The 25,962-nt window shown below is 62.0% G+C and carries 30 protein-coding genes and 3 pseudogenes; 19 read left to right on the top strand and 14 right to left on the bottom strand.

What is annotated here, in order from left to right:
* Window positions 1-43 precede the first annotated feature (43 nt).
* From LGH82_RS31570 to LGH82_RS31585, 4 genes are all read left to right on the top strand, one after another.
* A protein-coding gene (locus tag LGH82_RS31570; RefSeq protein WP_227343924.1) for an IS630 family transposase occupies window positions 44-993 on the top strand; the annotation gives its coding sequence in 2 pieces (ribosomal slippage) (window positions 44-386 and window positions 386-993; 951 coding nt in all).
* A 328-nt stretch (window positions 994-1,321) separates the two neighbouring features.
* Complete coding sequence (locus tag LGH82_RS31575; protein WP_227346437.1) at window positions 1,322-1,486, top strand: DUF3309 family protein; 165 nt, start codon at window positions 1,322-1,324, stop codon at window positions 1,484-1,486.
* Between the two features lie 384 nt (window positions 1,487-1,870).
* Complete coding sequence (locus LGH82_RS31580; protein WP_227346438.1) at window positions 1,871-2,044, top strand: hypothetical protein; 174 nt, start codon at window positions 1,871-1,873, stop codon at window positions 2,042-2,044.
* A gap of 18 nt (window positions 2,045-2,062) precedes the next feature.
* Complete coding sequence (locus LGH82_RS31585) at window positions 2,063-2,560, top strand: pyridoxamine 5'-phosphate oxidase family protein (RefSeq protein WP_227346439.1); 498 nt, start codon at window positions 2,063-2,065, stop codon at window positions 2,558-2,560.
* A 35-nt stretch (window positions 2,561-2,595) separates the two neighbouring features.
* Here LGH82_RS31585 and LGH82_RS31590 read toward each other — a convergent pair.
* From LGH82_RS31590 to LGH82_RS31600, 3 genes and pseudogenes are all read right to left on the bottom strand, one after another.
* Window positions 2,596-3,665 (bottom strand): annotated as a pseudogene (locus LGH82_RS31590) (sensor histidine kinase).
* Between the two features lie 163 nt (window positions 3,666-3,828).
* Complete coding sequence (locus LGH82_RS31595) at window positions 3,829-5,139, bottom strand: NRAMP family divalent metal transporter (protein WP_227346441.1); 1,311 nt, start codon at window positions 5,137-5,139, stop codon at window positions 3,829-3,831.
* A gap of 201 nt (window positions 5,140-5,340) precedes the next feature.
* On the bottom strand, window positions 5,341-5,619 hold the full coding sequence (locus tag LGH82_RS31600; RefSeq protein WP_227346442.1) for a hypothetical protein: 279 nt from the start codon (window positions 5,617-5,619) through the stop codon (window positions 5,341-5,343).
* A 156-nt stretch (window positions 5,620-5,775) separates the two neighbouring features.
* On the opposite strand from LGH82_RS31600, the gene LGH82_RS31605 reads away from it, so the two are divergent.
* The gene (locus LGH82_RS31605) at window positions 5,776-5,970 is read left to right on the top strand and encodes a hypothetical protein (protein WP_227346443.1); all 195 of its coding nucleotides are present in this window, start codon (window positions 5,776-5,778) and stop codon (window positions 5,968-5,970) included.
* On the opposite strand, the gene LGH82_RS31610 is transcribed toward LGH82_RS31605, so the two are convergent.
* Together LGH82_RS31610 and LGH82_RS31615 are read right to left on the bottom strand one after the other, a co-directional pair.
* A complete protein-coding gene (locus tag LGH82_RS31610) occupies window positions 5,971-7,146 on the bottom strand; it encodes a GAF domain-containing sensor histidine kinase (RefSeq protein WP_227346445.1) in 1,176 nt (391 codons plus the stop codon).
* A 114-nt stretch (window positions 7,147-7,260) separates the two neighbouring features.
* Complete coding sequence (locus LGH82_RS31615; RefSeq protein WP_227346446.1) at window positions 7,261-7,980, bottom strand: Crp/Fnr family transcriptional regulator; 720 nt, start codon at window positions 7,978-7,980, stop codon at window positions 7,261-7,263.
* 223 nt (window positions 7,981-8,203) lie between these two features.
* Here LGH82_RS31615 and LGH82_RS31620 point away from each other — a divergent pair, with 223 nt between their 5' ends.
* The 3 genes from LGH82_RS31620 (at window position 8,204) to LGH82_RS31630 (ending at window position 8,967) form a co-directional block, all read left to right on the top strand.
* Complete coding sequence (locus tag LGH82_RS31620; protein WP_227346447.1) at window positions 8,204-8,440, top strand: DUF6894 family protein; 237 nt, start codon at window positions 8,204-8,206, stop codon at window positions 8,438-8,440.
* 84 nt (window positions 8,441-8,524) lie between these two features.
* Window positions 8,525-8,761 (top strand): hypothetical protein, encoded by a 237-nt coding sequence (locus tag LGH82_RS31625; RefSeq protein WP_227346448.1) that lies wholly within the window; start codon window positions 8,525-8,527, stop codon window positions 8,759-8,761.
* Window positions 8,758-8,967, top strand: a complete 210-nt coding sequence (locus LGH82_RS31630) for a hypothetical protein (protein WP_227346449.1) — start codon at window positions 8,758-8,760, stop codon at window positions 8,965-8,967. Before LGH82_RS31625 ends, LGH82_RS31630 begins: the two co-directional genes overlap by 4 nt.
* 147 nt (window positions 8,968-9,114) lie before the next feature.
* Here LGH82_RS31630 and LGH82_RS31635 read toward each other — a convergent pair whose 3' ends face one another.
* From LGH82_RS31635 to LGH82_RS31650, 4 genes and pseudogenes are all read right to left on the bottom strand, one after another.
* Window positions 9,115-9,417 (bottom strand): DUF982 domain-containing protein, encoded by a 303-nt coding sequence (locus tag LGH82_RS31635; RefSeq protein WP_227346450.1) that lies wholly within the window; start codon window positions 9,415-9,417, stop codon window positions 9,115-9,117.
* Between the two features lie 181 nt (window positions 9,418-9,598).
* Window positions 9,599-9,772, bottom strand: coding sequence for a hypothetical protein (locus tag LGH82_RS31640; protein WP_227346451.1), 174 nt, complete (start codon window positions 9,770-9,772; stop codon window positions 9,599-9,601).
* Between the two features lie 149 nt (window positions 9,773-9,921).
* Window positions 9,922-10,188: a DUF2934 domain-containing protein gene (locus LGH82_RS31645; RefSeq protein ID WP_227346452.1), complete on the bottom strand. Its 267-nt coding sequence runs from the start codon at window positions 10,186-10,188 to the stop codon at window positions 9,922-9,924.
* 146 nt (window positions 10,189-10,334) lie between these two features.
* Window positions 10,335-12,414, bottom strand: a pseudogene (locus tag LGH82_RS31650) (ATP-dependent helicase).
* A 105-nt stretch (window positions 12,415-12,519) separates the two neighbouring features.
* On the opposite strand from LGH82_RS31650, the gene LGH82_RS31655 reads away from it, so the two are divergent.
* Entirely contained in the window at window positions 12,520-13,578 is a 1,059-nt protein-coding gene (locus LGH82_RS31655) for a YihY/virulence factor BrkB family protein (RefSeq protein ID WP_227346453.1), read from the top strand.
* Between the two features lie 90 nt (window positions 13,579-13,668).
* On the opposite strand, the gene LGH82_RS31660 is transcribed toward LGH82_RS31655, so the two are convergent.
* From LGH82_RS31660 to LGH82_RS31670, 3 genes are all read right to left on the bottom strand, one after another.
* A complete protein-coding gene (locus LGH82_RS31660) occupies window positions 13,669-14,034 on the bottom strand; it encodes a response regulator (RefSeq protein WP_227346454.1) in 366 nt (121 codons plus the stop codon).
* A 19-nt stretch (window positions 14,035-14,053) separates the two neighbouring features.
* A complete protein-coding gene (locus tag LGH82_RS31665; RefSeq protein ID WP_227346455.1) occupies window positions 14,054-16,309 on the bottom strand; it encodes a PAS domain S-box protein in 2,256 nt (751 codons plus the stop codon).
* A gap of 429 nt (window positions 16,310-16,738) precedes the next feature.
* On the bottom strand, window positions 16,739-17,086 hold the full coding sequence (locus LGH82_RS31670; RefSeq protein WP_227346456.1) for a hypothetical protein: 348 nt from the start codon (window positions 17,084-17,086) through the stop codon (window positions 16,739-16,741).
* A gap of 276 nt (window positions 17,087-17,362) precedes the next feature.
* On the opposite strand from LGH82_RS31670, the gene LGH82_RS31675 reads away from it, so the two are divergent.
* Window positions 17,363-17,608 carry a hypothetical protein gene (locus tag LGH82_RS31675; protein WP_227346457.1) on the top strand — a complete coding sequence of 82 codons (246 nt, stop codon included), beginning with the start codon at window positions 17,363-17,365 and terminating at the stop codon, window positions 17,606-17,608.
* A 102-nt stretch (window positions 17,609-17,710) separates the two neighbouring features.
* Here the strand turns inward: LGH82_RS31675 and LGH82_RS31680 are convergent, their stop codons facing one another.
* A complete protein-coding gene (locus LGH82_RS31680; RefSeq protein WP_227346458.1) occupies window positions 17,711-18,025 on the bottom strand; it encodes a hypothetical protein in 315 nt (104 codons plus the stop codon).
* 389 nt (window positions 18,026-18,414) lie between these two features.
* A complete protein-coding gene (locus LGH82_RS31685) occupies window positions 18,415-18,684 on the bottom strand; it encodes a hypothetical protein (protein ID WP_227346459.1) in 270 nt (89 codons plus the stop codon).
* Window positions 18,685-18,769: 85 nt separating this feature from the next.
* On the opposite strand from LGH82_RS31685, the gene LGH82_RS31690 reads away from it, so the two are divergent.
* The 9 genes and pseudogenes from LGH82_RS31690 (at window position 18,770) to LGH82_RS31730 (ending at window position 25,813) form a co-directional block, all read left to right on the top strand.
* Window positions 18,770-19,039 carry a DUF982 domain-containing protein gene (locus tag LGH82_RS31690; protein WP_227346460.1) on the top strand — a complete coding sequence of 90 codons (270 nt, stop codon included), beginning with the start codon at window positions 18,770-18,772 and terminating at the stop codon, window positions 19,037-19,039.
* Between the two features lie 150 nt (window positions 19,040-19,189).
* Window positions 19,190-19,360, top strand: a pseudogene (locus LGH82_RS31695) (GntR family transcriptional regulator); the annotation flags it as partial.
* A 301-nt stretch (window positions 19,361-19,661) separates the two neighbouring features.
* On the top strand, window positions 19,662-19,913 hold the full coding sequence (locus LGH82_RS31700; RefSeq protein WP_227346461.1) for a GntR family transcriptional regulator: 252 nt from the start codon (window positions 19,662-19,664) through the stop codon (window positions 19,911-19,913).
* Window positions 19,914-19,916: 3 nt separating this feature from the next.
* Complete coding sequence (locus LGH82_RS31705) at window positions 19,917-20,957, top strand: ADP-ribosylglycohydrolase family protein (protein WP_227346462.1); 1,041 nt, start codon at window positions 19,917-19,919, stop codon at window positions 20,955-20,957.
* Window positions 20,954-21,925, top strand: a complete 972-nt coding sequence (locus LGH82_RS31710; protein ID WP_227346463.1) for a PfkB family carbohydrate kinase — start codon at window positions 20,954-20,956, stop codon at window positions 21,923-21,925. Before LGH82_RS31705 ends, LGH82_RS31710 begins: the two co-directional genes overlap by 4 nt.
* A 38-nt stretch (window positions 21,926-21,963) precedes the next feature.
* On the top strand, window positions 21,964-23,025 hold the full coding sequence (locus LGH82_RS31715) for an ABC transporter substrate-binding protein (protein WP_227346464.1): 1,062 nt from the start codon (window positions 21,964-21,966) through the stop codon (window positions 23,023-23,025).
* Between the two features lie 66 nt (window positions 23,026-23,091).
* A complete protein-coding gene (locus tag LGH82_RS31720; protein ID WP_227346465.1) occupies window positions 23,092-23,961 on the top strand; it encodes an ABC transporter permease in 870 nt (289 codons plus the stop codon).
* Window positions 23,961-24,749: an ABC transporter permease gene (locus tag LGH82_RS31725; RefSeq protein ID WP_227349738.1), complete on the top strand. Its 789-nt coding sequence runs from the start codon at window positions 23,961-23,963 to the stop codon at window positions 24,747-24,749. Before LGH82_RS31720 ends, LGH82_RS31725 begins: the two co-directional genes overlap by 1 nt.
* Entirely contained in the window at window positions 24,749-25,813 is a 1,065-nt protein-coding gene (locus tag LGH82_RS31730; RefSeq protein ID WP_227346466.1) for an ABC transporter ATP-binding protein, read from the top strand. The genes LGH82_RS31725 and LGH82_RS31730 overlap by 1 nt, the downstream gene beginning before the upstream one ends.
* The last annotated feature ends 149 nt before the right edge of the window (window positions 25,814-25,962 follow it).

Below are 25,962 nucleotides of genomic sequence, written 5' to 3' on the forward strand. Positions count from 1 at the left end.
AATCTGATTCAGCATATCTGCTGGATTCGGAGGCCGGCATGGCATGGCGAAATCCTTATCGGAAGATTTGCGGGCTCGGGTGGTCGCAGCGGTTGATGGCGGCCTGTCGCGACGGGCGGCAGCGGCGCGATTTGGCGTGGCGGCGGCAAGCTCGGTGCGTTGGGTCCGGGAATGGCGCGAGACCGGAGCCACCTGCGCAAAGCCGCAGGGCGGCGACAGGCGGTCCCACCGCGTTGAAGCGTATCGCGACATCATCCTGGCGGCGATCGAGAGGCGGGTGGACATCACGCTGGTCGAACTCGCCGAGTTGCTGCGACAGGAGCATGGCGCGTCGTTTGCGACGAGCACGATCTGGCGGTTTCTCGATCGTCACTCCATGACCTTCAAAAAAAAACGGCGCACGCCAGCGAGCAGGAGCGGCCAGACGTGGCGGCGCGACGAAACGCCTGGTTCGACGCCCAGCCCGATCTTGATCCCGAGCATCTGGTCTTCATCGACGAGACCGGAGCCTCGACAAAGATGGCTCGACTGCGGGGGCGCACGAAGCGCGGGATGCGGTGCCGATCGCCAATCCCGCATGGCCATTGGAAGACGACGACGTTCACCGGCGCCCTGCGCCTCACTGGCATGACCGCGCCAATGGTCCTGGACGGCCCGATGACTGGCGAATGGTTTGTCGCCTATGTCGAGCAGGTTCTCGTGCCGACGCTGCGGCCCGACGATGTCGTGATCCTCGACAACCTGCCGGCGCACAAAAGCGCAGCCGCCCGTGTGGCGATCGAAGCAACCGGCGCAAGGATGATGTTCCTCCCGCCCTATTCCCCCGACTTCAACCCGATCGAGAACGCCTTTTCCAAGCTGAAATCGATTCTACGCAAAGCCGCCGCACGAACCGTCGCGGAATTGTGGGATACCATCAGCGCCGCACTGCCTTGCTTCACACCAACCGAGTGCGCCAACTACTTCGCCGCAACAGGATATGAGCCGGAATGATCAGATTCTGCTCTAGCGCATGATCGGCGTCCTTTGCGCGTCTCGGACGACGCGTGGCGCTGAAAGACCAGGAGCGCCGGGAACGAAAGTGTCGAACCAGCCGTGAGGCTTTGGATGCATTCTCCCGGCAGTCGGAAAGCCCGCCACGCGTGGCGGGCTTTTTGAGCTTTGAGGCAAGTCTCCGCCGAGACGGAAATAACGCTCATGCGAAATCCGTTGTCGCTCGCGAGGGAACGCTAACGCCTTCCAGGCGTTGACATTTCCAGCAACACGCGAATGGCCGCGATGTTGAAATCGGCGCGGAAGCGCATACAGGAGCGGGAAAACCATGGGCTTAGGAACCATACTCATCATCATTCTGGTCATTGCGCTGTTGGGTGGCTTCAGCGGCCTTGGCGGCGGTCCATTCTACGGCACCGGCTACTATGGCGGCGGCGGACTCGGCCTTGTGCTGCTCATCATCATCGTGCTGGTCGTTCTCGGGCGAATTTAGCAAGCACAGTCCACGGACCGACATGGGCAATCGTCCCGGTCCTGATCGCCCCGGTTCTGGCAGGTCGGGGCGATTGCGATTCAGCCCAGTCGGCACGATCGGGCTGAAGGCGTGGGGCGAGCGTAAACCGCGCGTGTTCTCACCGGAACGTGATGAATGAGCGCGGAAAACGTGATGCAGGACCGGCTAACTGGAAATGCATTCGGCCGGCAAGTTCTGTAAAATGGACGCGGTCCACAAACCCCCCTGTGGAAAAAAGAGGACAAGGGTCCCACCTCGTGTCCTTCTCCCAAGGCCCGCTCCGGCTTCGCCGGGCGGGCTTTTGCTTTCGGTGCGGACGGAACCGGCTCGCCCTCGACATCGTTGAGGTCCGGAAGGCTGCTCATGCCCCTTACGCTTCGGACCACGCTCTGCGAAATTCGAGACGGTCTGCGTGCCATGCGCAAGATTGTGGCGGCGCGCGGCCATATCGAGGCCATCCAGGGGCTTGATGCATTGATCGGCGTTGCCGAAGCGGAGGCTGTTCAGGCCATTCGGCGGATCGATTTGAAAAACTGAACGGAAAGAAGGATCGCGATGAACGTCAAGGACATGACGCGTCAGGACTGTATTGCCTTGCTCAAATCGGCGCGGCTTGGCCGGCTGGCCTGTGTCAGGGATAACCGCCCTTATGTGGTACCGATTCATTTTGCCTTCGGCGACAATTTCATCTTCAGCTTCTCGCTGCCCGGCAGGAAGGTCGAGTGGATGCGTGACAATCCTCGCGTCTGTCTCCAGGTCGATGATGTCGGCAGCGTCCATGGCTGGAAGAGCGTGGTCGTCGAAGGCGTATTCGAGGAACTGCCGAAAGGGCCGGCCCAGGACCAGACGGCTCCCGCAGTGGAGCAGGCTCCGGCGGGGGATCACGACCGTGAATTTGCATGGTCGCTGCTGGCACAGCACGCGAACTGGTGGGAGCCGGGCGCCTTCAAGCCGGGCGCTACCCCGACTGTTTCGGGGAACCATCTTTTCTATCAGATACGGATCGAGACGATCTCCGGAAGACAGGCATCATATGTTGCCGTCGCCGCATGACCCTTGCCCGGAGCTCTATCCGGGTCCGGCGTGCGCTAGGCTGCCCGCGGTACCTTTGAAGTGAACGTCGCCCTGGTGATGGACACGCTGGTGCCATTGGTGTCGCTTATCATGTCCACCTTGGCTTCCAACTGCTTCACCAGCGCTTCGACGATTGCCGTTCCAAGACCCGTGCTTGGCACATCGTTGGCGATTTTCCCGACGCCATTGTCAGAAACCGTCAGTTTCCAGTCGCTGCCGGCGGTCTCGTAGGTCACCTGGATGCGGGCGCCGGCCTTCTCCTTGGGGAAGGCATATTTGATCGCATTGAGGACGAGCTCGGTGACAATCAGCCCCAGGCTGACAGCCCGTTGTGAATCCATCCGGCCGCCTTCGGCGGTCACAGTGACTGTGATCGGCTGGGCTTCACCGACCATGGACGATGCCAGGCTGCTGCACAGTTTCGAAAAATAGGATCCGACATCGATCTCGTCGACACCCGACGCGGTGTGAAGATGACGCTGTACCTCGGCGACCGACATCACACGCTGATGCGCATCCTTGAGGTGCTGACGCGTTTCCTCCGAGGTGACGGAACGGGCCTTCAGCAACAGTATGCTGGCGATGATCTGCAGGCTATTGGCGACCCGGTGCTCCATTTCGCGAAGCAGCACATCCTTCTGGTGAAGCAGCTCTTCGGTACGGCTGAGCAGCTCTGCCTTTTCCTTCTCGATGATGCGCCGGGCGGTTATGTCGTTGAAAGCGAGAAGGATTGTGATGGCTGAACTGTGATCGTAGAGCACCTTGCGGGCGTTGAGCAGCATGATGCGGCGGCCGATCTGCGGGAAATCATGCTCGACCTCGAAGCCGTCCATGGCGGTCTTCTCGGGGATGATCGTCTCCAGCAATACGCGAAGTGCAGGGATGTCCCATTGGCCGTCGCCAGAGCGTAAAGCAGGGAGCCGCGCGTCTGTTCTGGGTCGACCTTGAAGGTGCTGTAGAACGAGCGGCTGGCTTCCAGCACGCGGAACTTTTCGTCGAGGACCAGAAACGGTTCGGCAATCGTATTGACGATGGCCTGCGCCAGCGTCTGCGCGTCTTCGACATTCGCGATGGGGTAGAACATGGGCTTGAAGCCAATCTTGAGGCGGTTGGCCCTCTCGCTCCGAGCATTACAGGATTGCGGGGCGCATGTCGCGGATTGAATCCCCGAGACATAATAAGGTGAATGAGGCGACTTGCGCTAAGACAAGTCGTTCATGCCAGCACGGCGCGTGGCGAAAACTGGATCAGGAGCCCCAGGTGGCGAACAGTCCGATCGCTGCGATCCCCATCACCGCCGTCGCCAACCAGCCGACGACCTTCAGGCCAATATGCAGCTGAAAATCGCCCATCGCGGCGGGCTTGCTGGAAAGGAGCATCATGATGCCCATCACCGGAACGGCCACCACGCCATTGATGACCGCGCTCCAGAACAGCGCCTTGATCGGATCGATGGGACTGAAATTCAGGCCGACACCGATCAGCGTGGCCACGGCAATCGAGCCATAAAAGGCCTTGGCCAGGCCAGGCTTGCGCGCCAGCCCGACATTCCAGCCGAAGGTTTCACCCAGCGCATAGGCTGAGGACCCTGCCAGGACCGGGAGCGCCAGCAGGCCGGTGCCGATGATGCCGAGCGCGAAGATGAAGAAGGCGAGGGGACCGGCAATCGGGCGCAGCGCCTCGGCCGCCTGGGACGACGTCTGGATATCGGTGACGCCATGGGCGTTCAGTGTCGCTGCGGTGGTTATGATGATGAACAGCGCCACCGCGTTGGAGAGCGCCATGCCGATATAGGTGTCGATGCGGATGCGGTTGAACTCGGGCTTTGCCTGATCGGGAGCCCCTTTGAGCGGTTGCTTGTCGGCGTCCTCGCGGACCTGCTCGACCTCCTCACCAGCCTGCCAGAAGAACAGATAGGGACTGATCGTCGTGCCTAGAATGGCGACCACGGCGGTGATGTAAGGGGCATCGAACTTGATGTGCGGAACGACGAGATTGTAACCGACCGTCGCCCAAGGGACTTTCACCACGAAGACTATGCCGACATAGGCGAAAAGCGACAGCGTCATCCATTTGAGTACGGACACATAGCGCGAATAGCGGGAGTAGACCTCGAGCAGGACTGTCACCAGGCCAAACAGCGCCACGTAAAGCAGAGCCGGCCCACCGACGATCAGCTTCAGCGCCGCGCCCATCGCGCCGAGGTCAGCGCCGATGTTGATGATGTTGGCGATAACGAGGAGCGAGACGATCGAGACCCCGACACTCGCCGGATAGTGTTTTTTGAGATTGCCCGCAATTCCCTGTCCGGTGACCCGGCCGATCCGCGCGCTGATCTCCTGGATAGCGCACATCAGCGGCCAACTGAACAGCATGACCCAACCCATGCCGTAGCCGAACTGCGCGCCGACCTGTGAGTAGGTAGCGATCCCGCTGGGGTCGTCGTCCGATGCGCCTGTGATCAGGCCCGGCCCGAGAATCTTCAAAAGTTTTGACGTTTCGGGCTGTTTTACGGAGGCCGGTGTCCCTGCTGCTGCGGTCGTCGGCGATTGCGGCATGTCTGGCTCTGTCTGCTGGGGTCGCACGCCTGCCGTGCACTATTTGTCCCTCAGCTAAAATAACATCCGACCAACCCTTTCGTTCCGTGGCCGAAATCGGCGGTTTTCTGCTTTCGGTATGTCAAATTTGAATGACGATGCGTGGACCGCAGTGCGATCCACCATGGCTGTCGATCGTTGCGGCCGGTTTTCCGGATGCCCTCACCGGTCGCTCGAAGGGCCCGCTGCCTCGGGGGGAGGTGGCGGGCTTTCGTCTGACGCCGATTCGGAAGTTTCGACCGACGCGCCCGGTAGGAATCCCTGCGCCTGCAACTGATGTTCCGCCTCCTGCTGCGCCATGCCAACCAGCGAATCGATATCGCTCATGGTCTCGATGTGGCCGCCATCGGATACATCCCGTCGGATGGCGCGCAGGCTGTGCCAGGTCCGGCGCAACGTATCGATCAGACCCGACGGGTTCGCTTCCGGTTGGTTGGACATCGGAAAAACTCCTGTCGTTCCCAACTGTTACCGACGCTTTCGGTTCCGACTCGCTAAGTGGTGAAGATAGGCATAGGTTACATCGTCGCCAGCCATCGAACGGGCGCTGGCGCTTGAGAAGTGTACATCGTACTCCCGCCCTTCCGGGATGATGCGATGAAAGACAGTGGCGCGGACGGCCATATTTCAGCTTTTGACTTCGAGATATTGCGCAAGGCATTTCGCACAGCTGTAAGCGAAGGGCTCACAGGGGAAGCCCAGGCTTGGGATCATGCAAGAGGGCTGATCCATGAATTGACTGGCCTTAGTGACGTCGAAGACAGCATCATCGAGCGAATTGTTCGCCCATAGTCAGCGTTCGATCGGCATGGTGAACGTCATGCGGGTTTCGTCGTCGTTGGACGCCGCCTCCAGCGTGCCGCCATGCATCTTGGCGATCTCCGAAGCGATATAGAGGCCAAGGCCGAGGCCTTGCTGCTCCCGGCCCTTGCCGCGCACGAAGGGCTGGAAGAGATTGTCGATGATTTCCCGCGGGATGGGCCTGCCGGAATTGGCCACCGAAAACACGAAACGACCCTGCGCCGTCGATGCGCTTATCCGCACCGGCCGCGCGTCGACACCGTGCACGAGCGCATTGCCCAGGAGGTTCGAGAACAGCCTTGCCAGCCGCGAATGGTCGGCCGAGAAGGCTTGCGCCACATCGAAATCGGTTTCGATGTGGCGGCCCGGATGAACGGAGCGCAATTCGTCGACGATCTGGTCGAGCACAGGCCCGACCGGCCGCAGATCGGGTTCCCGCAAGATGAGCTTCGAACCCATCCGGCTGCGGGCGAAATCCAGCACATTGTCGATCAGGCTGCTCATCCTGACGACACTGCCTTCCATCAGGGCAAGCAGGTGCTCGGTCTTGGCCTCGTCCGGCCGGCGCTTCAGCATCTTCACGCCTGCGGCGATCGAGGCCAGCGGATTGCGCAGGTCGTGGCCGAGAACGGCGATGAACTGCTCGCGCAATTCCTTCTGTGAGCGCTGCTGGGTGGCTTCGGTTTCGGCCCTGTCCAGCCGCTCGGCCGAATCCAGATGGGTGGCGATCAGATCGGCGAAGAGCCGGAACATGCTAATGGTCTCGGGATTCTTCAGCTGCGCGGGCCTCGGGTCGATGGCGCAGAGCGTGCCGAAGAAGGAGCCGTCACGGCGCATGATGGGCACCGATATATAACTCTGGAAGCCATATCGTGCCGGTGTGAGGTGGCCGCAATAGACGCCGTCATCGGCAACACTGTCGATGGCCACGGCTTCGTGGCTTTGCCGGATCTCGTCGCAGATGGTCGTCTCGACCGGCAGCTCCCCGCCGGGTTTCAGGCCGAAGTCGATCTTGTCGAGCACGCTGCAGGCGATCCAGCGGGCATCGGTAACGCGGGCGACCGCGACAAACCCCATGCCGGTCGTTCGGCTGACAACGTCCAGAATAGTGGGAATAGCATCGATGCGTGCGATCGCGTCGATGTCAGCTTGGAAGTCGTGGGGCACTTAGGCGCTTTCTGACCGTATTTTGGCGGCAAGCTAACCGAGCAGCCCCGAATTGTCACTGTGCGTCAAAAGACATAGGTTTTGGTACAGAGGCCTAACGAGCCGCGGTCCATTTCAGCGCGGCTCACGCATCATGCTGAGATAGGTCGGGTCGAACTCCGCGATTTCCTGCAGCCGATGCCAGTCCAGAATGGTCACGGTGTGGTTCGACCAGCTGATCACGCCAACCTTGCGCAGCGCGCCGATGACGCGGTTCATGTGAACGACGGACAGGCCGAGGACATCGGCCAGTTCGGCCTGCGACAACGGCAGATGAAAACTCATGCCGTTGGTGCGCTTGACGACCTGGAGGCGCACGAAAAGTTCGCAGACAAGATGTGCGAGATGCCCGGTCTTCGATCGCCGGCCCATAGCCACGATCCATTCGCGGTGGATAGCGCCGTCGACCAGCGTGTCGAGCCACAGGAGCCGGGTCAGGTGAGGAGCTTCCTCGGTGATGGCGCGAAGTTTGCTGTGGTCGGAAAAAATCACATGGCATGGCGAAAGAGCGACAATGCCGTGATCCATGGTTTTGAGCAGGAAGGCATGGAGGTCGACGAAGTCGCCGGGCACCTGCAGCGAGGTGAACTGGCGGCCACCATCCTCCAGCACCTTGTAGCGTGCCGCGAGCCCATCGAGGATCAAGGTGCTGTAGGTCGGGCGCGATCCGGACGCGACGATGTCCTGGCCGATCGCAAAATGCTTTTCCGATGACATGGCGCCGGCCAGCAATGCCTTTTCGGCATCGGAAAGCTCATCGTGCTGGCCGAGATTGAGATACAGGGATTCTAGCACCGCGATCCTCCAGCAACAGGGCTTTAGAGCCGATCGCCAAGGGTTCTGTTGGAAGCAAGGGGCGGCTTCGCGAACGTCTAGGCCTTCGGGCGGTGACGGGCATTAACATTTGTTAGGGTGCGCTTATTGGCCGGCAAATACCACGGCCAATGGAACAACTTGCGCGGGAGGAAATTGAACGTCTCAAGCAGGGTCGCAACTTCAATCCATGTGTACCGGAACCATGCCTCGATATTACCTCGATCTCTACCACGGCGACGGCCTGACTGTTGATGACGAGGGGCAGGTTTTCGAGACGCGCGCGCGCCTGCGGCGCGAGGCGATCCGGATCCTTCCGGACGTTCTGCGCGACGAGATGTTCGAAGGCGACCGGACGGAAATAACGGTCAAGGTAAGAGACGAAAGCGGTCGCAATATCTTCGAGGCGTCGCTGACGCTGGACTCCGGTTGGATCAGGTGAAGCCTTTGCGCCGGAAAATCCCTTGCGCCTATCATTTGATAGCGCCGCTCTTCTCTCCTTGTCGCATGCTCGGGAGATGAGGAGGTGGCTGAGATGGCGGTGACACCGGGTCAAAGCGTAAGGCAGGTCGCGGAACAATATGTCGACAGTCGAAAGACGACGGCCAGCCCGATATCGATGCGGCACGCTTTGCTTGCATTGAGAACGGTGATGCCGGACTGCGACCTGTCTGACCGTGAACTCATCGATCTGGTGGCGGAATTGGCTGTTGCCCGGGGCCGAATTGTCCGCTTCGACGCTTTTCTGGAATTGAACAGATGAATCGCGCGAAGGTCGATACCCAGCGCGATGAAAGGGCCAAGCGCGAATCCCAGATCGTGATCGAGGCCGAGCGCGCGGCGCGCGAACAGAAGACCGCCCGGCTAAGGGCGCTTCGTCTTGCGGCGCGGCAAGCCGAGCCGGAGCCAGAACCGGAACCGACCAAGCCAAAACGGGTGGCACGCCGAAAGGATCATTCTCCCGATTGAGTTGCGGCTTGTCGCCAGGTTTGGGGAGGAGACGATATATCAGCATGGCACCAAAAAGCCCGCTTCGATGCCTCGACGCGGGCTTTTGCTGGATGCGGTGTCTGCTTACTGAAGAACCTACACTTGTGGCCAGCCTCGCATGGCGAATTACGCGGCGAAGCCGCCATAGGCGCGCGCGACGGCGTGCGTCGCGAGCGCCGGCTCGACATCTGGCCACAGAATGCCAGCAGCTTCGGCAAAGGCAACCAAGGCACGGCGCGCTTGTTGCGTGGTGAGGTAGCCGGGGACCGCGAGATCGCAGGCCTTGACCGCGTTCTGATAGAGCGGCCCACGGCGCGACGTCGACCATTCGGTCAGGAAATCATGCATCTCGGTCAGCGAGGCGATCTCGCGCTTGAAGCCGAGACCAACAGTTATCGCGACGGGCGAATGAAACAGCTTCTCGTGCATGAATGGGCTCCTGGGATTGTCGGAGAAATTTCCGGAAATGGCGTCCACGATTGGAGTTCGGGACGCTCAAGAACGCTCGGTGCGCCCGGAGGTTCCCATGCCTTTGCCATCGATTCAGGATGAAATGGTATCTCGTTGTTAAAGCATTACCTTTTCTTAAGTCGGCCCTGTTCTGACCGGGCTACTTTTTCTTGTGGGTCGCCTCTGTCTCGGCCTGGTCCAGCAGCTCGATCGCGGAGGCGCGAGCAGCCTTACTCTCGCCACGCAGTTGATCGGCGATCGGTATGAGGCGAAACGCCTCTTCCAGCTTCTCCCCGGTTGCCGTGGCCTCTGGATTGAGAGCGGCCGCCGCCACCTTGGCCCAGTTTACTGGCTTGCTGTTCGGTGCGAACGTCGCTCTTCAGGGCCTTGCGGATGTCCGACAGTTCTTTGCGCATCATTCCTCCCTGACCATCCGAGTTGGAGACGCGGGGTCCATCAATCCGGTTGCTGGTGCTGAGCGCCTTATTTGTCGGCGCGTTTCGGCTTTCGTCCGGCCGGCTTGGCAGCATCCTTGGAGTGCTCCGCCAGTGCGGGGCCAGCGCCGGCCACCTGTTCGGTGGCGCCCGCGCTCGCCGCTCCGGAATGCACGCCCGAACCGTTGGCGTCTTCCTTGTTGATATCAGCTATTGCCTGCTCCCAGTGGCGCTCATGTTGCTCAAAGGGCTTTCCTTCGTCGATCCATATCTGGTGCGCTCTTTTGCGAATGCGTTCCTGCCGGTCCGTTGTCACTTCCTGCCTCCGTCATCCCAACGCCGCGCGATAACCCGATCTCGGAAAGTCCGTCCAGCGGCGCATGGCGCTTCCGTCTGCATTGTTCATTCGGGCTGCCGAGCAGGTGAACGAGTTCGGTCGAGAAACGTTCCTGCACCGGCGGCCTATTTCCACATGCCGCGCATGCGCGCACCGATATCGACACGAATCTCGGGTCGCGGCGACCTGCCTTCCGCAAGCTGGGCGATCGGCCACGTCGTCTGCTCGAAGGCGCCGAGGATAGAGGCCGGGATAAACCGTGTGCGCGAAGCGTAGACATGGCGGTCGCCGCGTGCCGCCTGGCCATGGACGAAGAAGCGTTGCGGCATGACCATCTGCAAGCCGTCCTTGGCGCGCGTCATCGCCACGTAGAGCAGCCGGCGCTCCTCGTCGATCTCATCCTTGCTGCCGACGCCGAGGTCGATCGGGATGCAGCCGTCGACGGTGTTGAGCACGAAGACGTTCTTCCACTCCTGGCCCTTGGCCGAATGGATGGTCGACAGGATCAGGTAATCCTCGTCGAGATGCGGCGGGCCGGCCTGGTCGCTGGTCGCGTCCGGCGGATCGAGCGTCAGTTCGGTGAGGAAGCGCTCGCGCGAGGCATAGCCGGAGGCGATCTGTTCGAGTTGCAGCAGGTCGGCGCGGCGCGTCGTGGCATCCTCGTGCATGCGTTCCAGATGCGGTTCGTACCACAGCCGCACCTGTTCGAGGTCCGCCGGCCATTTTCCGGATCCGGTGCGAAGCAGCGAGAACATGTCGACGAAGCCCGGCCAGTCATCGGCGGCTCGCTGTGGCGGCCGGTAGCGCGCCAGCCCCATCGTCTCGTCGAGCGCCGTCGCCATGCTCTCCACGATCGTCGTTGCGGCGGACGGCCCGATACCCGGCAGAAGCTGCAGGACGCGAAAGCCGGCGACACGATCGCGCGGGTTCTCCGCGAAGCGCAGCACCGCCAGCACATCCTTGACGTGGGCGGCATCGAGGAACTTGAGGCCGCCGAACTTGACGAAGGGAATGTTGCGGCGGGTCAGTTCGATCTCCAGCGGGCCGCTGTGGTGGGAGGCGCGAAACAGCACCGCCTGCGACTTCAATGCCGTGCCGGCCTCACGCTCGGCCAGGATCGCCTGGCAGACATAGTTCGCCTGGTCCGCCTCGTCGCGAACGGTGACCAGTTCCGGCTTGCGCAGCGATTTGCGGTCGGACCACAGGTTCTTGGTGAAGCGCTCGGACGCCCCGTCGATCACCGCATTGGCGGCGGCCAGGATGGTTTGCGTGGAACGGTAGTTGCGTTCCAGCAGGACGATTTCGGCTGGCTTGGCGAACTGTTTTGGGAAATCGAGGATGTTGCGGACTTCGGCGGCGCGAAACGAATAGATCGACTGCGCGTCGTCGCCAACCACCGTCAAACCGGCGCCATCCGGCTTGAGCGCCAGCAGGATCGACGCCTGCAAGCGGTTCGTGTCCTGATATTCGTCGACCAGCACATGGTCGAATCGCTCGCTGAGATGGCCGGCAATTTCCGGCTCGTCCGCCATCTGCGCCCAGTAGAGCAGGAGGTCGTCGTAGTCGAGCACGTTCTGCGCTTGCTTGGCCTCGACATAGGCCGCGAAGAGCTGCTTCAACTCCTCGGCCCAGCCGGAGCACCAGGGAAACACCGCGCCCAGGACTTCATTCAACGGCGCCTGCGCGTTGACGGCCCGCGAATAGATGGCGAGGCATGTGCCCTTGGTCGGGAAGCGCGCCTCGGTCTTCGACAAGCCAAGGTCGTGCCGCGCCATTCATCAGGTCAGCGGAATCCTCGCGGTCGTGGATGGTGAAGGCGGGGTCGAGCCCGATCTCCAGCGCATAGTCGCGCAGCAGCCTGGCGCCGATGCCGTGAAAGGTCCCGGCCCAGGTCAGCGCATCGGTGATGACAGCGGCATCGCGGCCAAGCACCTCGCCAGCGATACGCTCGACCCGCTTGGCCATCTCGGACGCGGCGCGGCGCGAAAACGTCATCAAGAGGATGCGCCGTGGGTCGGCGCCCCTCACGATGAGGTGAGCGACGCGGTGCGCCAGCGTGCTGGTCTTGCCGGAACCGGCGCCGGCGATCACCAGCAACGGCCCGGCGATGCGTCCGTCGCCATGCTCCACGGCCAGGCGCTGCTGGTCGTTCAGCTTGGCAAGATAGGCGGGCTGCAAGGTCGAATCACGCGCGGGGAGGGTCATCGCCCATCAAGCATCGTTTATGCTTTGTTCGCAACGTGCTCCGCTCCCGATGGAACCGGAAGCCAACCTGGCTCATTGCAGGAAGGGCAGGGCTTCGGGACCATAATGGCAACTTCATCGAAATCATCGGGCAAGCCAAAGTCGATCATCGACGACGACGCCCAGCGTCGCGCCGCGCGGTCGAAGCAGAACAGCAAGGTCGTGCTGGCCACGGAGGAGGGCGATCGGGGCCGGGATGCCGCCTGGCCATCCGATATTCCGGCGCTCGGTTGGAAAGACATAGGCTGGCGGCTGTGGGAAGAGTTCAACAAGGACCGCGTGCTGCTTGTCGCGGCCGGTGCGACCTTCTATTTGCTGCTCGCGTTGTTTCCGGCGCTGGCCGCTTTTGTTTCCCTTTACGGATTTGTCGCGGACCCGACGACCATCGCCGATCATGTGGCGTATCTCGGAAGCCTGCTGCCATCGGCCGGGCTCGATCTCATACGCCAGCAATTGCAGGCCCTGGCCAAACAGAACACCGGCGCGCTGGGCACCGGCTTCTTCGTCGGCCTGGCCATTGCGCTGTGGAGCGCCAACAGCGGCATGAAGGCGTTGTTCGATGCGATGAACATCGCCTATGAGGAGCGCGAGAAGCGCAGCTTCCTCAAGCTCAACCTGATGTCGATCACCTTCACCATCGGCACCTTGATCGCCGGTATCCTGCTCTTCCTGATGGTGGGCGTGGTTCCGGCGCTGCTCGCTTATCTGTATCTTGATGCCTGGAAGGAGACGCTGATCACGGCTGCTCGCTGGCCCATCCTGCTGGTGGCCATCGTCACCGGCATATCCTTGCTCTATCGCTTCGGGCCGAGCCGGCAAAAGGCGAAGTGGCGCTGGTTGAGCTGGGGCGCGCTGATTGCGACGGTGGTCTGGATCGCCGCTTCCTGGATGTTTTCGTTCTACCTGCGGCATTTCGCCAATTACAACGTGACCTATGGCTCGCTTGGCGCGGTCATCGGCCTGATGATGTGGACATGGATTTCGGTGATCATCCTGATCTCCGGCGCCGCCATCAATGCGGAAATGGAGCATCAGACGGCATTGGACTCGACGACCGGTCCACCGCTGCCGATGGGCGAACGCGGGGCGGTGGTGGCGGATACTTTAGGAAAGGCTTCGGACTGACGAGCCGATGTGTGGTCCGACGTTGCCAAAATGATTCCGGGCCGGAATCCATCGTGTTGTTTTACATGGAAACTTCCGCGTCGGACTGACCTATGAAATCAACTCGCGAATGGTCGCTGCCACCTTCTCGGGCGCGTAGGGCTTCGGCAGGAAGACGCCGCCATCGGGCAGGGCGCCACTGTCGGGCCTGCGCTTGCCGGAGGTGACGATGATCTTGACCGGCGGCCAGCGATCGCGGACAGCCGCCGAAAGGCGCAAACCATCCATCGAGCCCGGCATGTCGATGTCGGTGAACAGGATGCTGATGTGCTGATGTGTTTCCAGAAGCATGATGGCCTGGTCGGCGTTGCTGGCTTCAAACACGCTGAATCCTGCTTCGCGCAATTCGTCGGCGATGGCAAACAGCAGGAAAGCCTCATCCTCGACGACAAGAACGGTTGCGGAGCTGGGGGTCATTGGCATGGACTCTATGTAGTCAGTAGCGCGATGTTGGCAACTGCGGTTGTGGAGCGGTCAAAACACACTCGACACCATCCAGGTGGTAGTCGATCCGCACCGTGCCGCCGAAATCCGTGCCGAAGACGCGTTCGATCAGGAAGCGGCCAAACCCCTTGCGGGTTGGCGGGGTGACAGCCGGGCCGCCAGTCTCGCGCCAGCGCCAGATCAGTGTCGAGGCATCGCTGTCGATGGATGGGGTCACTGTCCATTCGATGGTCACCTTTCCGTCCGGTGTCGACAGTGCCCCATATTTCAGCGCGTTGGTGCCCAGTTCGTTGACGGCCAGCGCCAGTGTCAGCGCCATCTTCGGATTGATCGGCAGGGCAGGGCCGGAAACCGAGATGCGTGCGACGGGGAACGCGGCGATGGTGTTGTCGATGACCTGGCGCATCGAGGCGCTGGTCCAGCGGGTCTTGTTGAGGATGTCATGCGCGTTGGCGAGCGCGCGCAGACGTTCGTTGAAGGTGGCTCTTGCCGTGGCGATGTCGGTGTTGCGCAAGGTTTGCGATGCGATGGCCGCGACCATGGCGAGGATGTTCTTGATCCGGTGCTCGAGCTCATGGGTGAGAAGCTCCTGCCTTGCCTGAGCCTCGCGCCGGTCGGTGACATCCTGCATGACGCCGAACATCTTGATGGGCTTGCCGGCTTCGTCATGGACGAAGTCGATGTGACGGGAGAGCCAGCGCAGTTCGCCATTGTCGGGCCGCCGGATGCGGTATTCGACATTCGGCACAGCCGAACCTTGTTTGCGGGTCTCGGCGGTGGAGCGGACGTCCTTGTCCTCGGGCAGCACGATGTTTTCCAGCACGCTGATGTGGACGCTGTCGCGCGGCGACAGTCCCCACAGGTCCCAGAACCCTTCAGAGCCCACCACCGTTCCGGTGGCGATGTCGAGCTCGAGCGCGGCGATGCCGGCCGCGTTCTGCGACAGCTGCAACCGGCGCTCGCTTTCGTGCAGCGCCTGCGCCACCTGCTTCTGGTCGTCGATGTCGGTGTTGGTGCCGATCCATTGCACGATATCGCCGCCGGCGTCGCGGATCGGAACCGCGCGGGCGATGTGCCAGCGATAGATGCCATCATGACGCCGCAGCCGGAATTCGGTCTCGTAGGATATACCGGAGGAAAGGGCGTCAGCCCATTTCCCGGCGGCCGAACCGACATCGTCGGGGTGTACGATGACGGCCCACGCCTGGCCATCGAGCTCGCCTGGCGCTGTGCCTGAGTATTCATAGACGCGCGGATTGAACCAATCCAGCATTCCCTGCGGCGATGCGGTCCAGACATGGTTCGGCATCGCTTCGGCAAAGGTGCGGAACTGGGCCTCGCTCCGGCGCAGCGCGCTCTCGGCGACAAGGCGATCCGTCACATCAACGCCCTGGACAAAAATGCCGATGATATCTCCGCCGGGATTGCGGACCGGCTGGTAGACGAGATCGATGAAGCGATCTTCCTTCGGTGCGCTGGGCGTACGTTGCAGCTCCGCTTTCAGGGCATGCCCGACGAAGGCCTCGCCGCTGGTGAAGACCTGGTCGAGCAATTCGAAGAAACCCTGGCCCGTCACTTCCGGCAGAGCTTCGCGAACCGGCATGCCGATGACGTCGCGGTGGCCAACCAGTTGCATGTAGGCTGCATTGGTGAGTTCGAAGACGTGATCAGGGCCCGACATCATGGCCATGAAGCCCGGTGCCTGTTCGAACATCTGGCGCTGCCGATTGCGCTCGCTTTTCTGCCAGCGTTCGGCGGCGACCTTTTCCGTCGTCTCGACCACGATCGCAATTACGCCGGCAGGCTGGCCGCGCTCGTCGAGGATGGGAGAATAGTCGAGGTTCATCCAGACCTGTTCCGGTCTTCCCGACCGGTTCAGCGTCAGTTCCTGATCGCGATAGGCGAGCGTGCCGCCGGCCAGGACGACCTTCATGACATGATCGTTGAAATCAGCCACCTCGGGCCAACCTTCGCGGACTTTCGAGCCGAGCAGTTGCGGGTGGCGGCCGCCGGCGAACACCGAATAGGCATCGTTGTAGATCATCACGCCGTCTCCGCCCCACAACATGACGATCGGCACCTGGGATCTCAGGATCAGGGATACGGAGGTCTTGAGGCTTTGCGGCCAGGTCGAGATCGATCCGATCGATGTCGCCGCCCAATCGAAGGTCGCGACAAGACAACCCAACTCGCCACCGCCAGCCAGGAAGGCAAGGTCGTCGGTCTTGATTGGCTGTTCTGCTAGCATCGGGTCTCGTCTGGCCATCTGGAGAGAATTACAAGGCGGCGAACAGGATCGAATATATCGAACCTGCTCTTGTGGTTGGGGCTGTCAGACCAAGCGCGTAAACGATCGAAACTGTGTTTCGAACTGTAGATGAAAAAGTCACGACACACATGAGGCCACCCCGATCGCACAAACATCCGGCGAGCCATCCGGTTCCACGCCAGGCAATTCTTTTTTTGCGCCGCCGGCCGGCGATGGGGACGTCTGTATCGGAGTGCAATCGCGGCCGCCATCCCATGGCAGTGCATGCGTCGGCCCCAGAGTCCGGGCAGCCTTGTCTGCTGCTCGGACCGCCTGCGAAATCCTGGCGCAAGTTCTCGAAAACGGTGTGAGCGCTACTGTCTGTAGCAACAACGCGTCATCGGGCTGAACAATAAGCCTTGAAGAGAACTAGTGGGTACGGAGGCGGCAGGGCGAGATCGCCGCGATGTCAGGACCATCTTCGATGGCAAGATGGCCGTTTGCGGACGGATGGTAGCTGCTTTTGGCATCCGTGCACCCGTTGACATTTGTCATGTCGAGACCGGCAACGCCATCAAATTCGATGGCCGCGCCGTAGAGTTGAGCCGCATGCATCACAAGATGTTCGATATCTTCCAGCGCGACGTTTTCGGCGAGGTTTCGCAACCGCACCTCTTCGGCGACGACGCTGATGTTGACGATGCCCTTGGCATGCAGTGCAGCCTGAACCTGGGAATTGACGTCTTCGCGCAGGTGAGCTGAATACTCGAATCGCACGGGAAACCTTCCTTTCAGGAACGTTTGTCCCCTCGATATCCACAATGCGCCGACGCCTTGCCTCTTGCAAGGGATATTCCAAAAAACAATAAGTAAATCAACTAGTTATCATAATGCGACGGTTGTGCATCCGGCGGTTGTTGATCATCATTGGTGTCCTGCGTCAGCTACCCATCAGCGGGTCTTGACGTCGTTTGAGCATTATCCTAATTTTACTCGCAGTGAGACACATACTAACTCACCGTACTTTTGGTCTTGAATGGCTGGAGGGCACAAATGGCCGAACTGGAACGTCCCGAGCGTTTGCAGATCATGCTGAACGCTGACGAACTCGCCGCACTCGAGAACTGGCGGTTCGAAAAGCGCATGCCCAGCCGCTCGGCGGCTGTACGGGAATTGCTGCGGCGCGGTCTCGCCTCGGACGGCTTTCTGACGGCGGAGCAGGGGGTCAAGTCCCAGGATTTTGGAATTCTGCCCGGCGCGGGAAATGGCGATGGGGCTGCCGACGGCTCGTCGGATTAGATTTCGACTGGTGGTGCCGGGTTGGTCATATATGAAAAAAAGGCGGGCACCGGGCCCGCCTTTTTCGTTTTCGTTTCTGGCATGCCGCCAGAACGGAAGCGCTTAGTTGGTTCCGCCGCCGAGCTGCTTGGTCTTGGCGCAGAAATCGTCATGCGACTTGGAGACTACCTGGTCGCCGCAATCCTTCATCATGGACTCGCGATCTTCTTTCTTCATCGCCATCCAGGCCACCTTGAATTCTTTGTCCGACCTCATCGTCTTCATGCCGGAATCTGTGTAGAAGGGCGCCATCTTTTCTTGATTGTCGAGAGCGGATGTGCCGCCACCAGTGCCGCCACCATTGACGGAGTCGGCCAGTGCTGAGCCAGTCATCATCGCAAGCGCCATCGCGCCCATCGTGAGCATCTTGAAGTTCATCTAAGTATTCCTCTCTTTGGAGGTCATTGGAACAAACGACCCAAAGCACAACGAGCCGAATGGAAAACAGTTCCGGTTTGGAAACCTGAATTAGTATTTCGTTTTGGCCTTGGCGGGCGGCCTGATTGGTCTGGCAGGCGCCTGCCATGCGGAAATGCCGGAACGATCAGCGCGCCAATATCGTTGTGTTGCATGACCACGGAAAGCGAACGTCAGACAAAATTCCAGCGCACCGACCGGGAAGCGCGACACGCAATTCAGCTTGAGGCTGCGTCTCGCGCGGCCAAGACGGAAAGACTGCGGCAACTGCGCCTGGCCGCCGCGGAACCAGAGCCCGTATTCAAACCGAAGCGGACGTTGCGCCGGCGCATGCGCCCGACACCGTAGCGTCACTCCATGTCGGGCACTTCGCCGCTGACGAAGAGTGTCCTCGGCGGGCCGTATTCGCCAAGCGAAGGATCGGCGTCACGGCTCCAGGCAATGACGCCGGTGTGTTTTGCCGCCAAGGCCTTGGCCGTGCGGATGGCGCGATCCTCGCTCTGCTGATGGGCGGGCCCAAAGGCGGGGAACAGTTCCCCGTCGTCGCCGCGATCGAACGCCACCACGACGATCAGTTTCGGGTTTTTCTGGCTATTGGACTGGCTATTGGACTCGGACATCTTGCACCTTCCGCACGGAACCTATCACATCACCGGGAATTGAAGGCCGCGAATCGAGACGTCGACTTCGGGGAGATGGGCTGTGGTGCAAGATCAGCGTTTCGATGAGCCGGTCAAGGTGGCGCTCGGCCGATCGGGAAACACGATTTTCAATGTGGAGCGGGTGGCACAGGCCGCCGATATCCTGATCAATCGCTGGCCCGTGGTGACCGGGCAGCGGCATATGGTTGCCCGCAAGGCTTGCCTAGCCGTGCTGGAGGGCACGCGGGAAGCCTGGGTGGCGCGGGCGGCCTTCATCAACGCGGCCATCGAAGCGGATATACTGGTCGAGCCGGGCAAGACCCCGAACCGGTAAAGGCCGCCAGCTTTTCGCATTCCACCGGCAATTTCCCGCATGTCGCCTCTAGGGTGAGGAGTGCGGTTGTGACCTTGCGTCCTCCATTGACAACGTCTTTTTGTCCTTCTATTGAACAGGACTATACAGGTCTACTGAACAGGTACCCATATGAAGCGTGGCGCGGCTCAATTGTCTCCCGGCACCGGCAAGCCCGAGCAGATCGCCACCGTTCTGGAGCATGAGATACGTTCCGGCGTTCTCGGCTTCGGCGACCGCCTGCAAAGCGAGAACGAACTCGTCCAGCGCTTTTCCGTCAGCCGCAACACTATCCGCAAAGGCCTCGAGGAGCTGTCGAGCCGCGGGCTGATCACCACCAAGGTCGGCATCGGCTCGTTCGTCACCTTTGACGGCAAACCGGTCGACGATTCGATCGGCTGGTCGCGGGCGCTGGCCAATGCTGGCGCCAATGCCGAGACACGCACACTGCGGCTGGAGGTCATAGAGGACGCCGATCTCGCCGCTTTGCTGGAGATCGAAAGCCCGTTCTTCATTGCCGTCGATCGTGTGCGCACCAATGCCAGCGATGGCCATGCGATCTCCATTGAGCGCAGCCGCCTGCCGCTGTCGCCGGAACTCGAAGATGTGCCGGCGCGGCCTGCGCGAGGGGTCGCTGCACCAGACGCTGCGCGCTGCCGGACTCATACCCGACCACGGCGAAGAATGGATCGAGATCGAGATGCTGAATGCCGAGGACGCCGCCATCCTCGGTTGCCCGCAGGGCACGCCGTTCCTGCGTGGACGCCGCTTGACCCGCGCGGCCGACGACCGGCCCATCGAATATGTCACCAGCCTGCTCAACCCCGCGCATTTCGCGCTGCATATGAGGTTCTGAGCAATGTCGGACAAAGTCACGGACGCGATCGACCGCGCCATGGGCGCACTCATGGGTGGGGCGCTCGGCGATGCGCTGGGTATGCCGACGCAGCTTTTGTCGCCGGCCCGGATTGCCACTGTTTACGGCCATGTCGAGGACTTTGTCGCACCCTTCGCCGACCATCCGGTGTCGAAGGGGCTGGTCGCGGGCACCATCACGGACGATACGGAGCAGGCATTGCTGCTCGGCCGCATCCTGATTGAATCCGGCGAGCGCTTCGACCACACGCGCTGGGTCAACGCGCTGCTCGACTGGGAGCGCGACGTCAAGGCGCGCGGCAGCTACGACCTGCTGGGTCCGTCGACCAAGCGCGCCATCGACGCCATCAACAATGGCACGCCGGCCGAGGAGGCCGGGCGAGGCGGCGACACCAATGGCGCGGCCATGCGCATCGCGCCGGTCGGCATCATGATGCCGCTGGAGCCGCTCGACGCGCTGGTCGCCAAGGTGGCGGAGACCTGCCGTGCCACGCACAACACTTCGATCGCCATCGCCTCGGCCAGCGCCGTTGCCGCCGCCATCAGCAGCGGCGTGGCCGGCTCGGACTGGCGCGCTGCTTGCCAGCAGGCGATCGCGGCGGCCGAACTCGGGACAAAGCTTGGCAACTGGGTCACCGGCGGCGACATCGCGGCGCGTATCGGCTGGGCGCAGGCACTTGTGCGCGGCAAGACCATGAAAGAGGCGATCCGCCTGATCACCGATCTGGTCGGCACCGGCGTCGCCAGCCAGGAATCGGTTCCGGCGGCCTTCGCCGTGCTGGAGGTCGCCAATGGCGATCCCTGGCAAGCGGCCGTCATCAGCGCCAATCTCGGCGGCGATACCGACACGATCGGCGCCATCGCCGCCGGTATGGCCGGCGCCTGCACCGGCTTTTCGAAACTGCCGCGGCAGCACATCGCCAGGCTTGTCGGCATCGACATTGCCGAAGTCCGTGCGCTGGCCGGCGACCTCGTCGCGGCGCGGCAGACGAAAGCAGGCTCCGGCAAGGACGCGGCGGCATGAGCGGCCGTCTCGTCCATATCGGCAGCGCGGTGGTCGACTATGTCTACCGCATCGACGCCTTGCCGGCGCCGGGCATGGAGAAGACGGCGTCGAGCTATGCCCAGGTTGCCGGCGGCGGCTTCAACATGATGGTCGCGGCCACCCGCACCGGCATGAAAGTGGTGTTCGGTGGCCAGCTCGGCAGCGGGCCGAATGGCGATTTCCTGCGCGCCGCCTTCACCGCTGAAGGCATCGAAACGCTGACGCCGCCATCGCCGATCATGGACAGCGGCAATTGCGTGGCCATGATCTCGAGCGACGCGGAACGCACCTTCGTGTCTTGGCCCGGTGCGGAGAGCGTGCTCAGCCTCGACATGATGGCGCCGGTATCGGTGCTGACAGAAGATTGGGTGTTCACCTCTGGCTACACGCTGAGCTACCCGGGCAGCCGTGACGCTCTCACCGACTGGATCGAGGCACTATCAGGGCAAACGCCTTTCGCCTTCGATCCGACGCCGGTCATTTCGGACATCCCGCGCCCCGTCCTGTCGCGGGTGCTTGCCCGCACCACCTGGCTGAGCTGCAACACGACGGAAGCCGCCGACATTGCCGGCCCTGGAGATGTCGAGACCCTCGCGGCACGCCTTCTCGCTGATCATTGCCCGAAGGCCGATGGCGTCGTCATCCGTGCCGGCGCAAGAGGGTGCCTTGTGCGGCTCGCCGACGGCAGCGCCCGGACCATTCCTGGTTTCAAGGTCGCCGCCGTTGACACCAATGGCGCCGGGGACACGCATATCGGCGCCTTCGTCAGCGCGCTTTCGCGCGGCGTGCAGCCTTTCGAGGCGGCTCGTTACGCCAATGCCTCCGCCGCGCTTTCGGTCACCCGCCATGGCGGCTCGTCCGCTCCGACCGACGCCGAGATCCAGACATTCCTGAGCCATGCCGCCGCGAGCGGAGGCCGGAACCAAGAGGCCCATTTGACAGCCTGACAAGCCCGGGAACCGGGCAACCAAGAGAGGAACCAACCATGCGCATGCCCAATCTGACTGCCCTGTTGACGGCGACCGCCGTCTTCACCTCCGCACTGGCCTTTGCCGCCCAGGCCGATGAAGTGCATGTGCTCAACTGGAAGGGTTATGGCGCCGACGAGCCTTGGGCCATCGCCGCCTTCGAGAAGGCGACCGGCAACAAGGTCGTCAACGACTTCTTCAATTCCGAACAGGAAATGCTGACCAAGATCCGCACCAATCCCGGCCTCTACGACGTCGTCATGATCAACGCCGCCTTCAACGACCAGGCGATGTCGGAAAAGCTGATCCAGCCGATCGACGTGTCGAAGCTGCCGAACTATGCCAATATCAGCCCGGACAAGGCGGGCTCGCCGATGCTCGACCATGACGGCAAGGTCTATGGCGTGCCGTGGGTCTGGGGCCTGACCGCGCTCGCCATCAACGACAAATCCTTCGACAAGCCGCCGACGAGCATCGCCGAGATGTGGGACCCCGCGCACAAGGGCCGCGTGGTCATCCGCGACGACGCTGTCGAAGCGGTCCAGTTCGGCGCCATCGCCACCGGCCAGAACATCAACGACATCAAGGATATGGATGCGGTCAAGGCGAAGCTGACGTCGCTGATGCCACAGATCAAGACGTTCTGGAGCTCGGAGAACGATTGGAACCAGATGGTTGCGTCCAATCAGATCGATATCGGCACCTACTGGAGCGGCTCGGCCGACCGCGCCAAGACTCACTTCAAGCTGCCGGTCTCGCTGGTCGTTCCGCAGGAGGGCGCCGTCGCCTGGCTCGACGCATTCTCCATTCCGGTCGGTTCGAAAAACGTCGCCGGAGCTCAAGCCTTCATCAACTACATGATCGACCCGAAATTCTATGTCGAATGGGTCACCAAGGTCGGCGCTCCCGTCTCCGCCAACACCAAGGCGGTGGAAGCGCTGCCCGAAGACTCCTTCAACCGCAAGGTGATGGGTGATCCGGCGGTGGCCAAGCGCATCCAGTTCCAGGCGCCGATCACGGACGCCCAGCGCGAGGCCTACCTGGCGCTCTGGCAGCAGCTGAAAGTCGACGTGAAGTAAAACGCGCGTCGGAACCAGCCGGCGGTTCGCGCCGGCTGGTTCTTCAATCCTGGGGAGGAGGGTATCATGGCAGTACAGGGCGCGGTCGCGTCGCGCGGCGGGCTGAGATCGGCTCTGCCGCTACTGGCGCCAGCCTATCTGTGGCTGACGGTGGCGATCTTCCTGCCGCTCTCCGCCATGGTCTTTTTCTCGTTCATGACCGACCTGCCGCTCTCGGGAAAGCCATGGGCGTTCACGCTCGGCAATTATGCCGCCTTCTTCTCGCAAAGCCTTTACCTGACGCTGCTGCTGGCCTCGCTGCGCCTCGGCCTCGAAGTGACACTGTGGTGCGTCGTCATTGGCTACCCTGCGGCTTACGTTCTGGCCAAGGTGCTGAAGGGACGCAGCCGTGAGGCGATCTTCCTGCTCGTCATCCTGCCGTTCTGGTCGAACGGGCTGGTGCGCATCTTCTCCTGGGCGATGGTTTTGCGCCAGGGCGGCATTCTCGATACGGCACTCAACGCGGTGCTGCCATTCAAGATCAACATTGATCTCATGTATTCCTACCCGGCCGTCATCATCGGGCTGGTGCACTCCTACGTGCCCTACATGGTGCTGACCTGCTACCTCACCCTGCAGGCCATCGATGACTCGCTGATCGAAGCCGGGCGCTCGCTTGGCGCCTCGCGGCTGCAGGTGCTGAAGCGGGTGATAATCCCGCTGTCGATGCCAGGGCTGGTGGCTGGCGCCGCTCTCATCTTCGTGCCCGTCGTCGGCTCATTCATGGAGCCGCGCATCCTCGGCGGCCGCACCGGCACATTCTACGGCACGGTGATCGAGGACCAGTTCGTCGCCGTGTTCAACTGGCCGCTGGGCGCGGCGCTGTCCTTCATCCTGCTGGCCGTCGTGCTGGTCATCCTGGCGGTTGCCTCGCCGGTGCTGCGGAGGGTCGCGTGATGATGACGACCCGCATCCTCGAATGGCTCGGCCGCCTCTACATCTGGCTGCTGCTCGCCTTCCTCTATCTGCCGATCATCATCATGGCGCTGATGTCGTTCAACGTCTCGCCCTTCTACCAATTGCCGTTCGAATGGACGACCGAGTGGTACACGTCGCTGTGGCAGAACGATCAACTTATCGCCGCGACCTGGAACAGCCTCGAAATCGCCGTCATCACCACAATCATCTGCGTGGTGCTCGGATCGGCGGCGTCGCTGGCGCTCTATCGCTATGAGTTTCGCGGCAAGAAGATCCTGCAGGCACTGCTGTTTCCACCGATCGCCATTCCGTGGCTGATCACCGGCACGGCGATGCTGATCTTCTTCTACGGAGTCGGTATCGGGCGCGGCCTGTTTGCCATCCTGCTCGGCCATGTCGCGCTGGCGCTGCCCTATGTCATCGTCGTCGTCTCGGCCCGGCTGCAGACCTTCGCGCCGGAACTGGAAGAGGCGGCGCGTTCGCTCGGCGCCAACCAGTGGCAGGTCACGATGCGGGTGACGCTGCCCTGGATCATGCCCGGCGTCATTGCCGGCGGGCTGTTTGCGTTTGCCGTGTCGTTCGACCAGTTCGTCGTCTCATACTTTCTGTCGACGCCAGGGCAGACGACGCTGCCAGTCGAAATCTACGCCGCGATCCGCAAGGGTTTCACGCCCGAGATCAATGCGGTCTCGACGATCATCATTGTCGTGTCCATGGCGCTGATGCTGCTCACGGCGCGGTTCTTCAAATTCGGCGGAGAGAAATAATGGCCGGCGTGCAGGTATCGAACGTCTCGCGCAACTTTGGTGCGCACAAGGCGCTGGACGATGTCTCCATCGATTTCGCCGATGGCGGCTTCTATGCGCTGCTGGGCCCATCCGGCAGCGGCAAGACCACGCTGCTTCGGCAGATCGCCGGGTTCGATTTTCCCGATAGCGGCCGCATCTCCATTGGCGGCGAGAGCGTCGAGCGCGTGCCGGTCGAAAAGCGGCGCATCGGCATGGTGTTCCAGAATTACGCGCTGTTTCCCAATATGAGCGTCGCCGACAACGTCGCCTTCGGCCTGTCGGTGCGCGGCGAGGCCAAGGCGACCATCGCGACCGAGGTGCAGCGCGCGCTGGATCTCGTGCAACTCGGCAAGCTCGGCGGCCGCCGGCCGCACCAGCTCTCCGGCGGCCAGCGTCAGCGCGTGGCGCTTGCCCGCGCCATCGTCACCAAGCCGCGCGTGCTGCTGCTCGACGAGCCGCTCGGCGCGCTCGACAAGGCGCTGCGCGTCGACATGCAGATAGAGCTCAAGCGTATCCAGCGCGAAATCGGCATCACCACCATCTTCGTCACCCATGACCAGGAAGAAGCGCTGACGATGAGCGACCGCATCGGCATCCTGCGCGACGGCAGGCTGGTGCAGGAAGGGCCGCCGGAAGAAATCTACGACCGGCCGAAGAGCGAATTCGCCGCCACCTTCCTCGGTGACGCCAACATCTTTCGGGGCGACTCGACCGGCAATGGCATCCGGCTGCCTGATGGCACGGCGATCGCTGCCGACGCTGGCGACAGGCTTGCCGCTGGCGTCAAGGCGAGCTGCGCCGTGCGGCCCGAACGCATCCGCATTGCCACGGATGGCGAGACTTCGGACGGCACCGCCAACACGCTGAAGGGCCAGGTCTCCAAGCGCATCTTCGCCGGCAACAACAGCACGTACTTCGTCGAGCGCGCTGGCCAGACGCTGAAGGTCATCGTGCAGAATACCGGTGCCGACCGGTTGGCGGAGGGGCAGGATGTCGTGCTGCGCTGGTCGCCGGAGAGTACTGTGTTGATTGCTGCGGGGTAGGTTGCGCTCTGTCGATAGCCGGTACCGTGGGCGTTCCTTCGCGCCCCCTCTGTCCTGCCGGACGTTCGTCGCTCGGAAAGCCAAGCAATTGGCTTTCCGTCCGCTGCGCGGACCACTCCTCAACCCCCACAAGTGGGGAGATTGGCAGT

The organism is Mesorhizobium sp. PAMC28654, assembly GCF_020616515.1.
GTDB lineage: Bacteria > Pseudomonadota > Alphaproteobacteria > Rhizobiales > Rhizobiaceae > Mesorhizobium.